The organism is Falsigemmobacter faecalis, from assembly GCF_003863335.1.
In the GTDB taxonomy this organism is placed as follows: Bacteria; Pseudomonadota; Alphaproteobacteria; order Rhodobacterales; family Rhodobacteraceae; genus Wagnerdoeblera; species Wagnerdoeblera faecalis.
On record NZ_RRAZ01000007.1, the window covers coordinates 38,379 to 51,274 of the forward strand.

Sequence of the window (12,896 nt, forward strand, 5' to 3'; positions counted from 1 at the left end):
GGCCCGCCTGCAGAATTCTGCAGCGCGGGCTTTTTTCATTTCCGACAAATGTCTCCGACTCGAGGGTATGATGGCTGAAGGTGTGCTTCCTGCGCAGGTAATCCGCGAGTTGATCGCAGGTGGTGCAATCTCGCTTGAGGCCCCGCTGGCCCCCGGCCAGGTGCAGCCCGCAAGCCTTGATCTGCGCCTCGGCACCGTGGCCTATCGGGTGCGCGCCTCCTTCCTTGCGGGCAAGGGCCGCACGGTCGCGGAGCGGATCTCGGAATTCGGCATGCACCGGATTGATCTCACCGAAGGTGCGGTGCTGGAAAAGGGCTGTGTCTATCTGGTGCCGCTGATGGAATCGCTGGCGCTGCCGGAGGGGGTTTCGGCGGTCGCCAATGCCAAAAGCTCGACCGGGCGTCTGGATCTGCTGACCCGCACGATCATCGATCAGGGCACCGAGTTCGACCGCATTCCCGAAGGCTATCAGGGCCCGCTTTATGCCGAAATCTGCCCGCGCAGCTTCTCGGTGCTGGTGCGTCCGGGGATGCGGCTGAACCAGCTTCGTCTGCGGCAGGGGGAGGCGCAGCTTTCCGATGAGGCGCTGCGCGCGCTGCACGCCGCAACGCCGCTCGTGGATGGCGAGCCGGTGATCTCAGCGGGTTTGGGCTTCTCCGTCGATCTGCAGCCTGCGGAGGGCGATCTGGTCGGCTACCGCGCCAAGCCGCATACCGGGGTGATCGATCTCGACCGGATCGGCGCCTATGATCCGGCTGAGTTCTGGGAAGAGATCCGCACCCGCGAGGGCCGCATTATCCTTGATCCCGGTGCTTTTTACATTCTCGTCAGCCGTGAGGCTGTGACGATTCCCCCCGATCACGCGGCGGAAATGGCCCCCTATATCGCCATGGTGGGCGAGTTCCGGGTGCATTACGCGGGCTTCTTCGATCCGGGCTTTGGCCATGCCGAAGCCGGGGGCGCAGGCTCGCGCGGGGTGCTGGAGGTGCGCTGCCATGAGGCCCCCTTCGTGCTGGAGCATGGTCAGGTGGTGGGCCGTCTGGTCTATGAAAAAATGCGGGAAGTGCCCGATGTGCTTTACGGCCAGGGCATTGCCTCGAATTATCAGGGCCAGGGGCTGAAACTCTCCAAGCACTTCCGCTGACACGAAAAAAGCGCCCCGCAGGGCGCTTTTTTAATCGGCTCAGTTGGTGCAGGGGATCGGGATTTCCACCACATCCGCCCCGCGGCGGGTCTTGATGGTGCAGACCTTTTCCTGTTCGGGGGCCGCCCGTTCGCTCGAGCGTTCCGCACCGATCAGGACGCGGCGGTCCACATCCACGATCGTCGCCTCGCTGTCTTCAGCGACGCCCATCAGAGACAGGGTCATGCGCCCGGTGACCTGGGCCTGGGCCAGGCGCGCCACCTGCTGGGGCGTCGCCTCAACCGTGATGGTGCGTGCCACAGCGCCGCGCGACGCCGCCGAATCCTCGGAGCGCTGATCCAGCGCAATGACGCTGATCCCGGTCTCAATAATTTTGGTGAACTGCCCGTCAACCTCATCGGTGAGGCCGGAACTGCTGCCGGTCCAGTAAATATCGACGCGATCACCGATCCGCACCAGACCGGCGACACCCGAAACGGCATCGACCTGAATGGTGAAAGCGCGCATGCCGCGCGAAAGCCGCGTGTTCAGACCGCCATCTTCGCCAGGCGCGCTGACCTTGCTGACAAGAATCGGCTCAAACTTCTCCATCTGCCGCACGACCGTGCGGGTCTGGGGCTTATCTTCAGGGAAGAGCCGTTTATAATCGGTAAAGGCGTTCTCAGGGACTGAGTTGGCGGGCCAGGAGATCAGTCGCAGATCGTCTTTGGTCAGCACATGACCAAAAGGCAGAGCCTTATTGGCGACAAAAACGTCAACCGTGGCCACAACCCGCTTCAGCGCCGCCTGTTCCCGCTGCTGGCTGTGATTGATGAACTGAGCGGTCTTCCAGGCCGCAAAGCCTGCCAGTGCAAGGCCAAGGACCAGGACCAGGGGAAAAAGATTGCGCATAATCACTCCGTTTGCGTTGGGCGACACGCCGGCGATGAGGGGCGTTCACTCGGCAGCGTCAACAAAACTCGTCTGCATCGAAGCGCCCTGACTGAGCTGCCCGGCCCAGTCGACGACCGCGTCGCTCAGGGACTGGAATATCAGCACGCAAAGCGTAATGACCAGAGCGGTCAGCACGACAGCCTCGATGCTTGCAGCACCCGAGTCGTCCTGGCCGAAAGTTGCGGAAGTCCAGAGAATTTTCATAGGAGCCCTCTGACAGATCGCCAGCCCGGGGGCCGGTGATTTAAAGGTAGTCCTTGCAACTGTGAACGACCTTGGGGCCGCACCTTGGTGCAGCCCTCTGGCTGGCAGCGTCCAGGCAGGGCGCTGCGATGCCGGCCCCCATATTGGGTGCCGGCGATCGGCTGGTATTGCTTATTCGGAAGCGGTCGGGGTACGGCCGGCAGCGAAGGCGGTATCGGCGCCAACCGCAGTGTTCTGGATCTCGTCTGCCATCTGGGTGGTGACGGTGCCCAGTGCGCCCGAGATCTGGGTCATGACCAGGACGCCCAGGCCCACGATGGCAGCGGTCAGCACGACCCAGTCAACGGTCACGGCGCCCGATTCGTCGTTGCGGAATTTGTTCAGGATGTTTGCGAGTTTCATGGCAGTTCTCCGGTTAAACGATGTGATGTCAGTTGTGTTTGCAGTGCGGTCCCTTCCTGCTGCTCTGGCAGGATCGTGAACCGTGTTAATTTCTTCGCTTTCGTCTCCGGCGGGTCTTTCGTGTCCCGCCTTCCTCGTTGGCATGAGTTTATATAGCCCTTGAATCGTGGCATGATCTGGGCCGCCTTTGGGTATTTCCTGGGGCTATTCACTTTTCTTAAATATGTCTATCACGCTGAAATATATGTATTTTTATTGTTCATATTATCGGCATTCGGGCAAAACCAGGTCAATTTACCCGATTTGACACAGTTCCGGCGTGATTGAACGACTGCTCTGGGCGGCAAAGAGAATCTCTGGCAGGCTCAGGAAAAGGCCGGGAACAGGCAGAGCAGCGCATGGCACGACTCACATCTCTCACGGCAGTCCTGGGGCTGCCCGCCCTCCTGGTGCTGGGCGTCCCGGCGCCGATGGGTCTCGCGGATGAGCCGTCAGCGCGGGCTGATTTCACCTTTCGGCGGATCCGCCCGCCCGCACCCGGAGAGCAGCGCCGCCTGGTGCAGATCGACCCGGCTGAGCAGGCCCGACTTCTGGCCGTCCCGGCCGCGCGGCCCGATCCCGGATTGTCCGCCGCACCCGCAGGTCCCGCGCGGCCCGCCGCTCCGGGGCTTTTCGACTGGTATTGGGAGGCGGTCTCACCGGCATTGAGCGACCGCAGTGACCGCTTCGTCCGCGCGCTGGAGATGCTGGGCAAGGGGCCGGGGGGCAGCATTGTGCCTGCCCCTCGCATGCAGAACCTGCAGGAGATGGCGGGGGCCTATGGCACCCATATTCTGCGCGCAACCATCGGCACCCGGGTCTCTCCTGCGCTGGTGCTGGCGGTCATGGGGGTGGAAAGCGGCGGCCGTGCCGAGGCCGTCAGCTCTGCCGGGGCGGTCGGGCTGATGCAGCTGATTCCGGCGACCGCCGCGCGCTTTGGCGTTACCGACAGCAAAGACCCGCAGCAAAACATCAGGGGCGGCGTTGCTTATCTCGACTGGCTGTTGAAAGAGTTTGACGCCGATCCGGTGCTGGCGCTTGCGGCCTATAACGCCGGAGAAGGGGCCGTGCGCAAAAATGACGGTGTGCCACCCTATGCCGAGACGCGTGCCTATGTGCCGAAGGTTCTGGCGGCCTGGCAGGTGGCGCAGGGGCTCTGCCTCACCCCGCCCGAACTCGTCACCGACCCCTGCGTCTTTCGTGTCATCGCAGCAGGCGGTTAAAGATCGATCGATCCGTCGGGGGCTGTGCGATCGGCCTCAGGCGGGGCCTGAGGCCGCGCGGGCGGCGGCGGCGCCCCGGTTTTGCGCCGGATCACAATATCGCCGTTCGGCAGCCGCTCGGGGGCTTCATAATGCTGCACATCGCCCAGAAGCGCCGCAAGATCGCGCAGCATGGGACCGAGGCCCTGCATCCCGTCCTGCATCTGGCGCAATGCCGGGTCAATCTCGCCTAAAAAGCTCTGCAAAAGGCTGCGCGCGCCCCGACCCAGCAGTTCAAAGCCGTCCTCGTCGGGCTGCCCGGAGGGGGCAGGCGGCTGCTGTGCCGCAAGGGGTGCTGCAAGAAGGCAAAGGACAAGGGCGGCGGTTCGCATCATGCGGCTAGTCTGGCACCAGAGGGGCGCGAGGTCACGGGCTCAGATCCGGCGTCACCGGGAAGTGATCTGAAGCGCCGGGCAGCGCATTGTGTCTCAGGAGTTGGATCCGCGAAAGGTGCGGGTTTATGCGTTCAAAGATCAGCATCTGATCAGATATCGCCGGGAAAAAGGCCCTGTCGCGTGGCCATAAAGCCTGCTGTTGCAGCGCGCCGTCTGGGGGGCGGGCAGCGCAGGGTTTCGTAAGGCGATCCTCCAGGCGCCTGCGCTGCCAGAGGCACTGCGCCGGGAGTCTGCGCCGACTCACCTCAGTGATGCGCTTTGCCCCCTCGTCCGGCTTTGCACCATGGGGTGCGGCCTCTGGCCCATCGGCAGGGCACAGCCTGACACGCGGCAGAGGAGGTGGGCGTTCAACGATGGAGATCGCATCGGGCTTCAGTGCCCCCGGAGACCCCGCCCGCTTTCCCGAGGCGGCCCGGGGAGCGGACCACCGCGGCAGGCGGGTTTCCGTGATCAAAGAGAAAGCCGGGAAGCCAGGCGGATTACGCCGCCCGTGCCCGCTCGATCTCGTTAAAAGCGGCATTGACGGCGATCAGCCGCTCTTCGGCCATGCGCACGGCTTCGGCAGGAATGCCGCGTGCCACCAGGCGATCGGGGTGATTGGCGCGCACCGCCGCTTTCCAGGCTGCACGGATCTCGGTCAGCGTGGCCTCGGGGGAGACGTCGAGAATGTCATAGGGATCATGCGGCAGATCCGGCACCAGGCGCTCTTTCAGCCCGCGCACGCAGGTCGCGCTTAAGCCGAAGATCTTTGCCACCTCTGCAAGGAAGTCATCTTCGAGCGCGTGGAAATCGCCATCGGCGAGCGCCACATGAAAGAGCCCCTCCATGATGTTCATCAGCGTCTCGCGGTCGCCTTTGAACATGGTGGCGATCTTGCGGGCATAGGCCTCAAAGCCTGCCACATCCTGACGGGCCAGGTTGAAGACGCGGGCGGCATTGGCCTCCTCGCCGGGGGGGATGGTGAAGATGCGGCGAAAGGCCGAGACCTCATCGCGGGTCACTTCGCCATCGGCTTTGGCCATTTTGGCCCCAAGCGCGATGATGGCGATGGTAAAGGCCACCGTGCGCTCCGGCGGGGTGCGCAGGCGGTCGAAAACGGCAGTCAGCCCTTCGCCATTGGCGAGGGCAGCGAGGGCGTCGGAAATGCGGGACCAGAGGGACATGGCGCTATCTTAGCCTGCCCCCACTGCGCTGTCAGTTGAGAATTTTCTGCATCAGGATCAAATCATGGTAGGTGCCGAATTTGAACCCGGCCTCGCGGATGATCCCGGCTTCGTGATAGCCGATGGCGGCGTGAAACGCGCGCCCGGCGGGATTGCCGCCGGAGACGCCTGCCACCATGATGTGATGTCCGCGCCCGCGGGCATGATCCTCAATCGCGGTCATCAGGCGGCGGCCAATGCCTTTGCCATGCGCTTCCGGGGCAAGGATAATCGTATGCTCCATCGCGCGGCGATAGCCGTCGCCGCCGCGGAACTGGGTGTAGCTGGCAAAGCCGAGGATCTGCCCGCCCGCATCCCAGACCAGAAAGCCATGCCCCAGCACGGCCTTGTCGCGGATCGAGGCCTGAAGCTCTGTCACCGATTTTTCCTGGGGGTTAAAGGTCACCAGGGTGTCACGGATCAGCGGGTTCCAGAACTCCAGGATCTTTGCGGCATCGTCAGAACGGGCAGGGCGGATCAAAGGCGAAGCTCTCCGTCGGCTGTGGTGAAAAGGGCGCTCAGACCCGCAGGCCCCTGCAGAATGGCTATGCGGCTGTCGGTCAAAAGCGGCGAGAGGGCCGCAGAGAGCGCCTGCGCCTCCGGGTGAAAGATCTGCAACTCGCGCAGGCGAATACCGTGATCGGGCAGGCGCTGCGCGGGATGGGTGCTGCCCTGCCAGGAGATCAGCGCCGGAAAGCTGTCGTCAAAGGGCAGTGTGCCGCTCTCGGTCACCGCCATCTGCCAGTGCAGATCGCCGCGGCTGAGGGCGGTGGCCCGGCCTGCGCCCGCAGGGGCCTGGAGCAGCGCGGCCTCCAGATCGTCACAGCGGCAGACCCAATGCGTCAGGCGCGGCGGCCCGCGAAAATGATCAAGGCCAAACCAGCGCGGATGACCGGGCGGCGGCGCACCAGGGTCAATGGCGATCAGTTCCAGATATTCATCGGGCCCGAGCGACAAAAGCCGGTTGTGGGTGCTCATCAGGGGGTGCTGCCCGCCGGGGGAGAACTCCGCGCCAAAGAGTGCCGCAAGCGCCTCATCCGCGCCCGAAAGCGCCTCTGCTGAAATCACCAGATGGTCCGGTCTGAGCATAAAATCCACAGGCTCCTGATACCCCGTGCCAGAGTGGCGCGGGCTTATCCGGGCCACAAGGGGGCCGGGACGAAAAAGCGAAGCGCCGCCCCTCGGGGCGGCGCTCTGCCGGGTTTTCGGGCAGGCTGAACCTTAGCCGCGTGCGGCGCGGATCAGCTTCAGCACATCGCGGGCCGCATCGGGGATATTGGTGCCGGGACCAAAGATCGCCTTCACGCCGCGGTCATAGAGATACTGATAATCCTGCTGCGGGATCACGCCGCCACAGATCACCAGGATCTCGCCCGCGCCTGCGGCCTCCAGCGCCTCAATCAGCTTCGGCGCAAGGGTCTTGTGGCCCGCCGCCTGGCTGGAAATGCCGACGACATGGACGTCATTGTCGATGGCGTCCTGCGCCGCCTCTTCCGGCGTCTGGAAAAGCGGGCCGACGTCGACGTCAAAGCCGATATCGGCAAAGGCGGTGGCGATCACTTTCGCGCCGCGGTCATGGCCGTCCTGGCCCATTTTCACCACCAGCATCCGCGGGCGGCGGCCTTCCTCGGTAGCGAAATCTTCGACGTCTTTCTGAATGGCCGCAAAGCCCTCGTCGCCCTCATAGGCGGCCCCGTAAACACCTGCCAAAGTCTTCACCTCTGCACGATGGCGCCCGAAGGTGCCTTCCATAGCCAGCGAGATTTCCCCCACGGTCGCCCGCGCCCGGGCACATTCGACGGCGGCTTCCAGAAGATTGCCACCCTCAACGGTGCGGCGGCCCAGCTCCAGCAGGGCCGCGTCGCAGGCGGCTTCATCGCGGTCAGCGCGGACCTGGGCCAGACGCGCGATCTGGCTGTCGCGCACCGCCTGGTTGTCGATCTCCAGAATGTCGATCGGGTCTTCCTTGGCCTTGCGGTATTTGTTGACGCCGACGATCACTTCCTCACCGCGGTCGATCATGGCCTGACGGCGGGCGGCGGTTTCCTCAATGCGCAGCTTCGGCATGCCGGAGGCCACGGCCTTGGTCATGCCGCCCATCTCTTCGATCTCTTCGATCAGCGCCCAGGCCTTATCCGCCAGCTCTGCGGTCAGGCTTTCGACGTAGTAAGACCCCGCCAGCGGATCGACGACAGCGGTGATGCCGGTCTCTTCCTGCAGGATCAGCTGGGTGTTGCGGGCAATGCGGGCCGAGAATTCCGTCGGCAGCGCAATGGCTTCGTCCAGTGCGTTGGTGTGCAGCGATTGCGTGCCGCCCAGAGCTGCCGCCATCGCCTCATAGGCGGTGCGGATGACGTTGTTATAGGGATCGGCTTCCTGCAGCGAGACACCCGAGGTCTGGCAATGCGTCCGCAGCATCAGCGAGCCCTGCTTCTTCGGCTCAAACTCCTGCATGATGCGGGTCCACAAAAGCCGCGCAGCGCGAAGTTTCGCGGCCTCCATGAAGAAGTTCATGCCGATGGCGAAGAAAAACGACAGACGGCCTGCGAATTCATCCACCGGCATGCCCGCTTTGATCGCCGCGCGCACATATTCGCGCCCGTCGGCCAGCGTAAAGGCCAGCTCCTGCACGAGGTTCGCGCCCGCCTCCTGCATATGGTAGCCGGAGATGGAGATGGAGTTGAACTTCGGCATGGATCTCGAAGTATACTCAATGATATCCGCGATGATCTTCATCGAAGGCTCAGGCGGATAGATATAGGTGTTGCGGACCATGAACTCTTTCAGAATGTCATTCTGAATGGTGCCCGCGAGCAGCGCTTTATCATGGCCCTGCTCTTCGCCGGTGACGATGAAATTTGCCAGAATCGGGATCACCGCACCGTTCATGGTCATCGAGACCGAAACTTTATCCAGCGGAATGCCGTCAAAGAGGATCTTCATATCCTCGACCGAGTCGATCGCCACCCCCGCCTTGCCGACATCGCCCACCACGCGCGGGTGATCGCTGTCATAGCCGCGGTGCGTCGCCAGATCGAAAGCCACCGAGACGCCCTGCTGACCGGCTGCCAGCGCCTTGCGATAAAAGGCGTTCGATTCCTCCGCCGTCGAGAAGCCCGCATATTGCCGGATCGTCCAGGGACGGCCCGCATACATGGTCGCCTTCACCCCCCGGGTGAAAGGCGCGATGCCCGGCAGGCTGCCCATATGCGGCAGCTGCGCGGTATCCTCTTCGGTATAAAGCGGTTTGACGCGAATGCCTTCCAGGGTCTCACGCGACAGCTTCTCCTCCGGGTCCGCTCCCTTCAGTTCTTTGCTTGCCACCTGACGCCATTGATCGAGTTTCCCGGTCATCGGCAGATCTCCTCACTCAGATGCGGGGAAAAACCCCGGATTGTCTTGGGTTTCGCGCAGCCCTCACCTATGTGTGAAGTATGAGACATGCGCTGAAATTCATATTCGCTTTCACTGCCGCCCTGGGCGTCAGCCCGCTTGCGGCGGAGACTCCGGCCGGCACCCCGGCGGAGACTCCGGCCGGCACCCCGGCTGAGGCTTCGGCCGGGACCCCGGCTGACAGCCCTGCGGCGGTCACCTCTCCGGCCGGACCCTTTGCGGCCGCCGAGATCGCCCTCGGCGCGCAGCAGTATCAGAGCCGTCCGCTGGTCGTCTTCGCCGAGAGCGCTGACAACCCCCAGTTTCAGCGCCAGCTGCATCTGCTGCAGTCGGGCCTGGGCGATCTGGCCGAGCGCGACGTGGTGGTGATCCTCGATACCGACCCCGCCAGCCCCTCGGAGTGGCGTCGCCGCCTGCGCCCGAGTGGCTTTTCGGTGGTTCAGCTCGACAAGGATCTGACGCCGGTCTTTCGCAAGCCCAGCCCCTGGGATGTGCGCGAGATCACCCGCGCCATCGACAGGCTGCCCTCGCGCCGTCAGGAAATGCTGGAGCGGTTCCCGGGGCGCTGAGGCGCGCTCCGGCAGAGGCCCGCAGGCGCCGGTCCTGACACCTTTCAGGATCAGATCCGGCGCCGGCTCCATGGCTTATTCGAACTCCATGATGACGTCATCAACCCTCAGGCTGTCACCGGGGGCCGCATTGACCTTTTTCACCACGCCTTTGCGTTCGGCGCGCAGGATGTTTTCCATCTTCATGGCTTCCACGGTGGCCAGCGCCTGACCCTCCTGGACCTCTTCGCCTTCCGCCACGTTGATCTTCACGACCAGACCCGGCATCGGGCAGAGCAGGAACTTCGAGGTATCGGGCGGCATCTTCTCGGGCATCAGCTTTGCAAGCTCTGCCGCGCGCGGGCTGCGGACGGCGACCTTCAGATCGGCCCCGCGCAGGCGCATACGGAAGCCCTGGGGGATCTCGGCGGTCTTGATCACCACCGGCTCGCCATTGACCTCTGAGCGCGCAAGCTGCTGACCCGGCGTCCAGTCCGAGGTGACGCGCAGCGCCTCTCCCTCCTCAAAGCTGACGGTCGAGCCTTCTTTGTCGGCCCGGATGGTGACGGTGAAGTCCTGACCGCCAAGGCTCACCACCCATTTATCGCCAACGCGGCGCTGGTGGTTGTCCATGGTGCCCGAGATTTTCGTGCGGCGGATCTCGGCCACGCGGTTCATCGCAGCCGCCACAGCCGCGACCTTTTTCAGATCCGAAACCGAGAGCGTCGCGCCCTGGAACCCCTCGGGGTATTCCTCAGCGATGAAGGCGGTGGTGATATCGCCCGAGACGAACTTCGGGTGATCCATCACGGCGCCGACGAAGGGCAGGTTGTGGCCGATGCCCTCGACCTCAAAGGTATCGAGCGCGATGCGCATCTCTTCAATGGCCTGCGCACGGGTCGGGGCCCAGGTGCAGAGTTTGGCGATCATCGGGTCGTAATACATCGAGATCTCGCCGCCCTCATAGACGCCGGTGTCATTGCGCACCACGCCGCCACGGGGGGTCTCCCCCTCCACCGGCGGGCGATAGCGGGTCAGACGACCGATTGAGGGCAGGAAGTTGCGGTAGGGATCTTCCGCGTAAAGACGGCTCTCCATCGCCCAGCCGTTGATCTTCAGATCTTCCTGTTTGAAGGGCAGCGGCTCGCCATTGGCGACGCGGATCATCATCTCAACAAGGTCGATGCCGGTGATCAGTTCCGTCACCGGGTGTTCCACCTGCAGACGGGTGTTCATTTCCAGGAAGTAGAAGTTGCGGTCGCCGTCGACGATAAACTCAACCGTACCCGCCGAGGTATAGCCCACGGCTTTGGCCAGGGCACAGGCCTGCTCACCCATGGCTTTGCGGGTCGCCTCATCGAGGAAGGGCGAGGGGGCCTCTTCGATGACCTTCTGGTTGCGGCGCTGGATCGAGCATTCGCGCTCATGCAGATAGACGCAGTTGCCGTGCTGATCGGCGAGCACCTGAATTTCGATGTGGCGCGGCTGGGTGACGAATTTCTCAATGAAAATCCGGTCATCGCCGAAAGAGTTGCGCGCCTCATTCTGCGACATCTCAAAGCCCTCGCGGGCTTCCTGCTCATTCCAGGCGATGCGCATGCCCTTACCGCCCCCACCGGCAGAGGCTTTGATCATCACCGGATAGCCGACCTCGTTTGAGATCTTCACGGCTTCATCGGCATCGGCGATCAGACCCATATAGCCGGGAACGGTGCTCACGCCGGCTTTCTGGGCGATCTTTTTCGAGGTGATCTTATCACCCATCGATTCGATGGCGGGCGAAGGGGGCCCGACGAAGACCACGCCTTCTTTTTCGAGGGCGGCGGCGAAATCCATCCGCTCAGACAGAAAGCCATAGCCCGGGTGGACGGCCTGCGCGCCGGTCTGGCGGACGGCCTCCATGATCTTATCGATCACGATATAGGACTGGTTGGCCGGAGGCGGGCCGATATGGACAGCTTCATCAGCCATCCGCACATGCAGAGCGTTGCGGTCGGCATCGGAATAAACGGCGACCGTTTTGATACCCATTTTCCGCGCGGTCTTAATCACGCGGCAGGCAATCTCGCCCCGGTTCGCGATCAGGATCTTCTCAAACATGTGTCCTCCTGGGTGTGCCTTCGTGTGAGCACAAAATAAAAAGACCCCCCGCAGCAGAAGCTGCAGGGGGTCCGAATTGAGGAACGTCAGACGCGCAGGCGTCTGCGTTCAAATGATCAGTAGCAGCTGCCGGTAACTGCGCAGGAACCGCCGCCCACGACTGCGCCCATGAGCGCGCCCTGGGTTTTCGAACCACCGGTTGCACCGGCGATGAGGGCACCAGCGGCTGCACCGCCGACGGTGCGCACGGCTGCGCTGTTGGTCGGCGAATTGCCGTAGCCCTGGTTGCCGTAGCCATAGCCCTGCTGCTGCACGCAGCCGGCGAGGCCAAGAGCGAGGACCGGAATGAGAAGGAATGATTTACGCATGAGATACTGCCTCGACGGGTTGTTGTCTGAGGCGAGATTACTGCGTCACTCTGGCCAAAGAAAGAGCGCCGTGGGGAAATCCGCCGATCCTTCAATAAGGTCACGCAGCTGTGTCTGACGCAGGCTCCGACAGGGCGCGCAAAGCGCCCGGCTGCCGGTGCGCGGCGCGGGGAGGCGCTGTGCGAACAACCGGCAGCCGGGGAGATCATTCGTCGTCCTCGTCGTCGAAGTCTTCGTCCTCATCGTCCCATGCGTCATCGGCAGGCTGCTCAAAGACAGCCGGGAACGATGCCCGCGCGCGGGCGACATCGACTTTCAGCATGGCGTCATAAGACGCCGGATCGAAGGGGTCTTCGGCAGGGACGACTTCGCGGCCAAAGAGCCAGGACAGACGTCCGGCATCCAGATTGCCACGCTCAAAGGGCTCTTCTCCGAAGTGATCCCAAAGGGCCTTCAGGAAGCCTTCATCCGCACGCAGATCGGCCTTCGCGCGGTCTTTGTAGCGCTCGCGACGGATGATCTTGGCGGCGCCGTCCTTATGGTTGGCGCGGCGGATGACGAATTGATAATCCGTGCTGGGCAGACGCCCCGGGAAACCACGGTGTTTCAGCATATTTTGCCTCCTGTAACGATACGCAGGAAGCGTGGCTCTGCCCGAAGCCAGACCCCGGGCAGGCCATCGCCTGCCCGCGGGCCGTAATCTGAGATCAGATTATTTGTATTTGCCGGTGTAGACCGGTTCAGCCGGAACCGGCTCAGTGACGTAGACCGGCTCTTCTTTTTTTGCGCAGGCAGCGATGAAAGCAACGAGCGACAGCGCGACGACGGCGCGAACGGTTTTGGACATGGACTGCTCCTGTTATCCTGGTGGTCCGGGGCCTGTTGACCCGGATCTGTGACAAGTAT

General features: G+C 63.2%; 15 protein-coding genes. 3 read left to right on the forward strand and 12 right to left on the reverse strand.

Annotated elements, in window-relative coordinates:
* The first annotated feature begins 70 nt into the window (after positions 1-70).
* Positions 71-1,144, forward strand: a complete 1,074-nt coding sequence (locus EG244_RS06145) for a 2'-deoxycytidine 5'-triphosphate deaminase (protein ID WP_124964137.1) — start codon at positions 71-73, stop codon at positions 1,142-1,144.
* Positions 1,145-1,183: 39 nt separating this feature from the next.
* Here EG244_RS06145 and cpaB read toward each other — a convergent pair whose 3' ends face one another.
* The 3 genes from cpaB to EG244_RS06160 form a co-directional block, all read right to left on the reverse strand.
* Positions 1,184-2,035: a Flp pilus assembly protein CpaB gene (cpaB, locus tag EG244_RS06150; RefSeq protein ID WP_124964138.1), complete on the reverse strand. Its 852-nt coding sequence runs from the start codon at positions 2,033-2,035 to the stop codon at positions 1,184-1,186.
* A 45-nt stretch (positions 2,036-2,080) separates the two neighbouring features.
* Entirely contained in the window at positions 2,081-2,281 is a 201-nt protein-coding gene (locus EG244_RS06155; RefSeq protein ID WP_124964139.1) for a hypothetical protein, read from the reverse strand.
* A gap of 171 nt (positions 2,282-2,452) precedes the next feature.
* On the reverse strand, positions 2,453-2,683 hold the full coding sequence (locus EG244_RS06160; RefSeq protein WP_124964140.1) for a Flp family type IVb pilin: 231 nt from the start codon (positions 2,681-2,683) through the stop codon (positions 2,453-2,455).
* Between the two features lie 398 nt (positions 2,684-3,081).
* On the opposite strand from EG244_RS06160, the gene EG244_RS06165 reads away from it, so the two are divergent.
* Positions 3,082-3,945, forward strand: coding sequence for a lytic transglycosylase domain-containing protein (locus tag EG244_RS06165; protein ID WP_124964141.1), 864 nt, complete (start codon positions 3,082-3,084; stop codon positions 3,943-3,945).
* Here EG244_RS06165 and EG244_RS06170 read toward each other — a convergent pair.
* From EG244_RS06170 to scpA, 5 genes are all read right to left on the reverse strand, one after another.
* Positions 3,942-4,319, reverse strand: a complete 378-nt coding sequence (locus tag EG244_RS06170; RefSeq protein WP_233588919.1) for an AAA+ family ATPase — start codon at positions 4,317-4,319, stop codon at positions 3,942-3,944. The genes EG244_RS06165 and EG244_RS06170 overlap by 4 nt on opposite strands.
* 539 nt (positions 4,320-4,858) lie before the next feature.
* The gene (locus EG244_RS06175; protein WP_124964142.1) at positions 4,859-5,542 is read right to left on the reverse strand and encodes a molecular chaperone DjiA; all 684 of its coding nucleotides are present in this window, start codon (positions 5,540-5,542) and stop codon (positions 4,859-4,861) included.
* A 31-nt stretch (positions 5,543-5,573) separates the two neighbouring features.
* Positions 5,574-6,062 carry a GNAT family N-acetyltransferase gene (locus EG244_RS06180; RefSeq protein ID WP_124964143.1) on the reverse strand — a complete coding sequence of 163 codons (489 nt, stop codon included), beginning with the start codon at positions 6,060-6,062 and terminating at the stop codon, positions 5,574-5,576.
* Complete coding sequence (locus EG244_RS06185; protein ID WP_124964144.1) at positions 6,059-6,670, reverse strand: VOC family protein; 612 nt, start codon at positions 6,668-6,670, stop codon at positions 6,059-6,061. Before EG244_RS06185 ends, EG244_RS06180 begins: the two co-directional genes overlap by 4 nt.
* 132 nt (positions 6,671-6,802) lie before the next feature.
* Positions 6,803-8,935: a methylmalonyl-CoA mutase gene (gene scpA / locus EG244_RS06190; RefSeq protein ID WP_124964145.1), complete on the reverse strand. Its 2,133-nt coding sequence runs from the start codon at positions 8,933-8,935 to the stop codon at positions 6,803-6,805.
* A gap of 80 nt (positions 8,936-9,015) precedes the next feature.
* Here scpA and EG244_RS06195 point away from each other — a divergent pair, with 80 nt between their 5' ends.
* Positions 9,016-9,543 (forward strand): DUF4174 domain-containing protein, encoded by a 528-nt coding sequence (locus tag EG244_RS06195; RefSeq protein ID WP_124964146.1) that lies wholly within the window; start codon positions 9,016-9,018, stop codon positions 9,541-9,543.
* A 75-nt stretch (positions 9,544-9,618) separates the two neighbouring features.
* Here the strand turns inward: EG244_RS06195 and EG244_RS06200 are convergent, their stop codons facing one another.
* The 4 genes from EG244_RS06200 to EG244_RS21290 form a co-directional block, all read right to left on the reverse strand.
* Entirely contained in the window at positions 9,619-11,622 is a 2,004-nt protein-coding gene (locus EG244_RS06200; protein WP_124964147.1) for an acetyl-CoA carboxylase biotin carboxylase subunit, read from the reverse strand.
* A gap of 116 nt (positions 11,623-11,738) precedes the next feature.
* The gene (locus tag EG244_RS06205) at positions 11,739-11,990 is read right to left on the reverse strand and encodes a hypothetical protein (RefSeq protein ID WP_124964148.1); all 252 of its coding nucleotides are present in this window, start codon (positions 11,988-11,990) and stop codon (positions 11,739-11,741) included.
* A gap of 205 nt (positions 11,991-12,195) precedes the next feature.
* Positions 12,196-12,603, reverse strand: coding sequence for a hypothetical protein (locus EG244_RS06210; protein ID WP_124964149.1), 408 nt, complete (start codon positions 12,601-12,603; stop codon positions 12,196-12,198).
* A 99-nt stretch (positions 12,604-12,702) separates the two neighbouring features.
* On the reverse strand, positions 12,703-12,837 hold the full coding sequence (locus EG244_RS21290; protein ID WP_267900258.1) for a hypothetical protein: 135 nt from the start codon (positions 12,835-12,837) through the stop codon (positions 12,703-12,705).
* Between the last annotated feature and the right edge of the window lie 59 nt (positions 12,838-12,896).

Coding starts and splice junctions, on each gene's coding strand:
- EG244_RS06170 (WP_233588919.1), bottom strand. CDS start 4,319: ATGATGCGAACCGCCGCCCTTGTCCTTTGCCTTCTTGCAGCACCCCTT.
- EG244_RS06165 (WP_124964141.1), top strand. CDS start 3,082: ATGGCACGACTCACATCTCTCACGGCAGTCCTGGGGCTGCCCGCCCTC.
- EG244_RS06200 (WP_124964147.1), bottom strand. CDS start 11,622: ATGTTTGAGAAGATCCTGATCGCGAACCGGGGCGAGATTGCCTGCCGC.
- EG244_RS21290 (WP_267900258.1), bottom strand. CDS start 12,837: ATGTCCAAAACCGTTCGCGCCGTCGTCGCGCTGTCGCTCGTTGCTTTC.
- EG244_RS06160 (WP_124964140.1), bottom strand. CDS start 2,683: ATGAAACTCGCAAACATCCTGAACAAATTCCGCAACGACGAATCGGGC.
- scpA (WP_124964145.1), bottom strand. CDS start 8,935: ATGACCGGGAAACTCGATCAATGGCGTCAGGTGGCAAGCAAAGAACTG.
- cpaB (WP_124964138.1), bottom strand. CDS start 2,035: ATGCGCAATCTTTTTCCCCTGGTCCTGGTCCTTGGCCTTGCACTGGCA.
- EG244_RS06155 (WP_124964139.1), bottom strand. CDS start 2,281: ATGAAAATTCTCTGGACTTCCGCAACTTTCGGCCAGGACGACTCGGGT.
- EG244_RS06195 (WP_124964146.1), top strand. CDS start 9,016: ATGAGACATGCGCTGAAATTCATATTCGCTTTCACTGCCGCCCTGGGC.
- EG244_RS06145 (WP_124964137.1), top strand. CDS start 71: ATGGCTGAAGGTGTGCTTCCTGCGCAGGTAATCCGCGAGTTGATCGCA.
- EG244_RS06175 (WP_124964142.1), bottom strand. CDS start 5,542: ATGTCCCTCTGGTCCCGCATTTCCGACGCCCTCGCTGCCCTCGCCAAT.
- EG244_RS06205 (WP_124964148.1), bottom strand. CDS start 11,990: ATGCGTAAATCATTCCTTCTCATTCCGGTCCTCGCTCTTGGCCTCGCC.
- EG244_RS06210 (WP_124964149.1), bottom strand. CDS start 12,603: ATGCTGAAACACCGTGGTTTCCCGGGGCGTCTGCCCAGCACGGATTAT.
- EG244_RS06185 (WP_124964144.1), bottom strand. CDS start 6,670: ATGCTCAGACCGGACCATCTGGTGATTTCAGCAGAGGCGCTTTCGGGC.